The 3,096-nt window shown below is 46.6% G+C and carries 2 protein-coding genes; both read right to left on the minus strand.

The window, feature by feature from the left end; translation table 11 throughout:
- Positions 1–296 precede the first annotated feature (296 nt).
- A complete protein-coding gene (pruA, locus tag ENN47_12040; protein HDP78878.1) occupies positions 297–1,868 on the minus strand; it encodes an L-glutamate gamma-semialdehyde dehydrogenase in 1,572 nt (523 codons plus the stop codon).
- Positions 1,869–1,880: 12 nt separating this feature from the next.
- Entirely contained in the window at positions 1,881–3,029 is a 1,149-nt protein-coding gene (locus ENN47_12045; protein HDP78879.1) for an FAD-binding oxidoreductase, read from the minus strand.
- Positions 3,030–3,096: the final 67 nt, after the last annotated feature.

Raw genomic sequence — 3,096 nt, forward strand, 5'->3', positions numbered from 1 at the left:
TCCCGATTCCATAATGGATCACAGACTCTTCAACGACGTGGTTCGACCGGGAGAAAATATCTTTGAGATCGATTCAATGGATTCCGTCCCACTGGAAATGATCCTCGAAATTATCAACAAAGGATCTTCTGAAAACATAGATTGGTTAGCTCTTTACGACTATGAAGCATCTTCTGATTCTTCAGTGACGATTTATCTGAGCGGAACTGTCTGGGTCAAGAGAGTAGTTGAGTGAGAGTTTTCGCCAAATACCTAAGGTCCTCATTGAAGGGGACCTTAGGTATTTCTTGAGTGAACTAGAGAATCTTCTCACTGATGGACTTTGCCTGAAGGAAGAGCAAAAGGTAATCTCTCCCACCTGCTTTGGAATCAGTACCGGACATATTGAATCCTCCGAATGGCTGAACTCCAACAAGCGCACCGGTGCACTTCCTGTTGAAATAGAGATTTCCAACATGGATTTCCGCTTTCGCTCTCTCTATCCTGCTCCTCTTTTTGCTGTACAATGCGCCCGTAAGTCCATATTCGGTTCCGTTGGCGATTGCAATAGCATCATCGAAATCATGCGCCTTTATTATGGCTGTAACGGGTCCGAATATCTCTTCCTGAGCGATTCTTGCTTTCGGTGGCACATCGGCGAACACTGTGGGTTCTATGAAGTAGCCCTTTCCTTCAATATGATTGCCGCCCGTTACCAATCTGGACTCTTTCTTCCCTATATCGATGTATTTCAGTATCTTTGCCATGGCCTCCTCGTTGATAACAGGCCCCATGTAGTTGTCCGGGTCGGTGGGATCTCCGACGGTAAGTGCTTCTGTCTTCTCCTTTATAAGTTGAACCATTTCATCATAGACATTCTCTACGACTACTATTCTCGATCCAGCCGAGCATTTCTGCCCCTGGAAGCCAAACGCACTCGTTACCGCTCCAGAAGACGCAGCTTCAAGATCCGCTGTTTCATCGACTACAACGCAGTCCTTACCACCCATTTCCAATACTACCCTCTTTATCCATTTTTGGCCCTCTTGATGTTTTGCAGCCAGCTCATTTATTCTCAATCCTACTTCTTTCGAGCCTGTGAACGAGATAAATCTGGTCAGTGGATGTTCAACGAGATAGTCGCCTATTTCACTTCCTGAACCAGGCACAAAGTTTACTACTCCATCAGGTAGACCAGCTTCTACCAGAATCTGGACGAACTTTGCTGCAATCACCGGAGCGTCAGATGCCGGTTTGAGCAGCACACAGTTTCCAGATATTGCTGCCGCGCTGGTCATCCCGGCCATGATTGCACTGGGAAAATTCCAGGGTGGTATTACTACACCCACGCCCAGCGGTATGTATCTCAGTTCGTTTAATTCGCCAGGTATCTGAACTACCGGTTGAGATCCTGCATACCTGAGGGCTTCACGACAGTAGAACTCAAGAAAGTCTATTGCTTCGGCAAGATCGGCATCGGCTTCAATCCAGCTCTTTCCTTCTTCAAGAATCATTGTAGCATCGAGTTCGAATCGTCTATCTCTCATTATCTGTGCCGCTTTCAGAAAGGGCTTTATTCTCTCGTGAGCAGGCAGTCGGCTCCAGCTTCTAAAAACATTATAGGCACTCTCCATAGCCCTATTTATTAATTCCTTATTGGCCTTTGAGACTCTACCGATTACTTCTTCAGGATCGGCAGGATTCGTCGAAATGATTCGCTTCTCTGTAGAGTAGTGTCTGCCGCCAATTAACAGATCGTAGTCTTTCTCCCGAGATCTTACCGTTGCGATTGCTTCTTTCATCTCAGATCTCACGTGATCGTCAGTGGGATCAATATAGACTTCATTCTTGAACGGTGGAATAATGAAGAAATTCGTTTCATCAAACATCCTCTCGACCTCCTATACTACATTTTTCTCTCTACTAAAGCCCCGCTCGAATCGATTAATACTCAGATTTGAAATATCAACGCTTCTTGGTTCACCGTATGTTATCCACTCGGCAACTGCCTCTCCAACAGCAGGGGCCAGCATGAATCCGTGGCCTGAGAACCCAATCGCACAGTAAAAGGCCTCAATCTCGCATGACCTATCGATGATGGGCAGGCCGTCGGGAGACATATTATAAAGTCCTGCCCAGTGTCGCAGGACTCTCATATCACTGAGGAATGGGAAGAATTCAGGCATCTTCCCAGTCATCTCTCTCAAGAACCTCCATGTTGGAGTGACATCATGTCCGGGGAGTTCTGCTTTGTCCCCCTGCCCCATTATGAAATTCCCCGATTTCGTCTGTCTTATGTAGAAGTTTTTCTCGAAACTTATGACGAGCGGATCCATGAAATGCTCTAGAGGTTCCGTAACTAATATCTGGTGTTTGTAGGATTCAGTCGGCAAATCTATGCCTGCCATCTCTCCCACTTCTTGGGAGTAACCGCCAGCTGCGTTTACGACAATTTCCGATTCAATCTCACCTCTGTCGGTGAGAACACCGGTTACCCTTCCTTTTTCCGTAAGAATTCTTTTGGCAGAAGTATGGGTGAGGATATCTACCCCCATCCTTTGAGCGGCCCGTGCGTATGCAAACGTTGTCAAGTGTGGATTTGCGTGGCCATCACTTGGACAATAAGCCGCAGCCTTAACATCAGTCAAGTTTATGAAAGGAAACTTCTTTGCCGTTTCTTCTCTTGAGAGGAGTTCAACGTCAAGTCCTTCTTCCTTCTGCATTGAAGTGTTTTTATTGAAGGACAAGACTTCTTCGTCTGTGTAGGCTAGAAGAAGATATCCACCCTGGTTGTACTCAATATCGAATCCCACTTCACTGTCGAATCTTTTGAAATGCTCGACGCTCCTGATGGCAAGTCGCACATTCATTCTTTCTGACCACTGTTGCCTGATGCCTCCTCCGCATCGACCTGTTGAGCCTGATGAAAGATAATTCTTCTCAAGCACAGCGACGTTGCGAATCCCACTCTTCGCTAGATAGAAGGCTGTTGCCGTTCCGATTACACCCCCGCCTATTATTACAACTCTGTACCTACTCTTCACAGCAATCATCACCGCTTTCAGCTACTGCTCTGAAACTTACCGGAATCGCAGGCGGTCTGAAAATCCCGGGAGA

This window comes from Mesotoga infera (assembly GCA_011045915.1).
GTDB lineage: Bacteria > Thermotogota > Thermotogae > Petrotogales > Kosmotogaceae > Mesotoga > Mesotoga infera_D.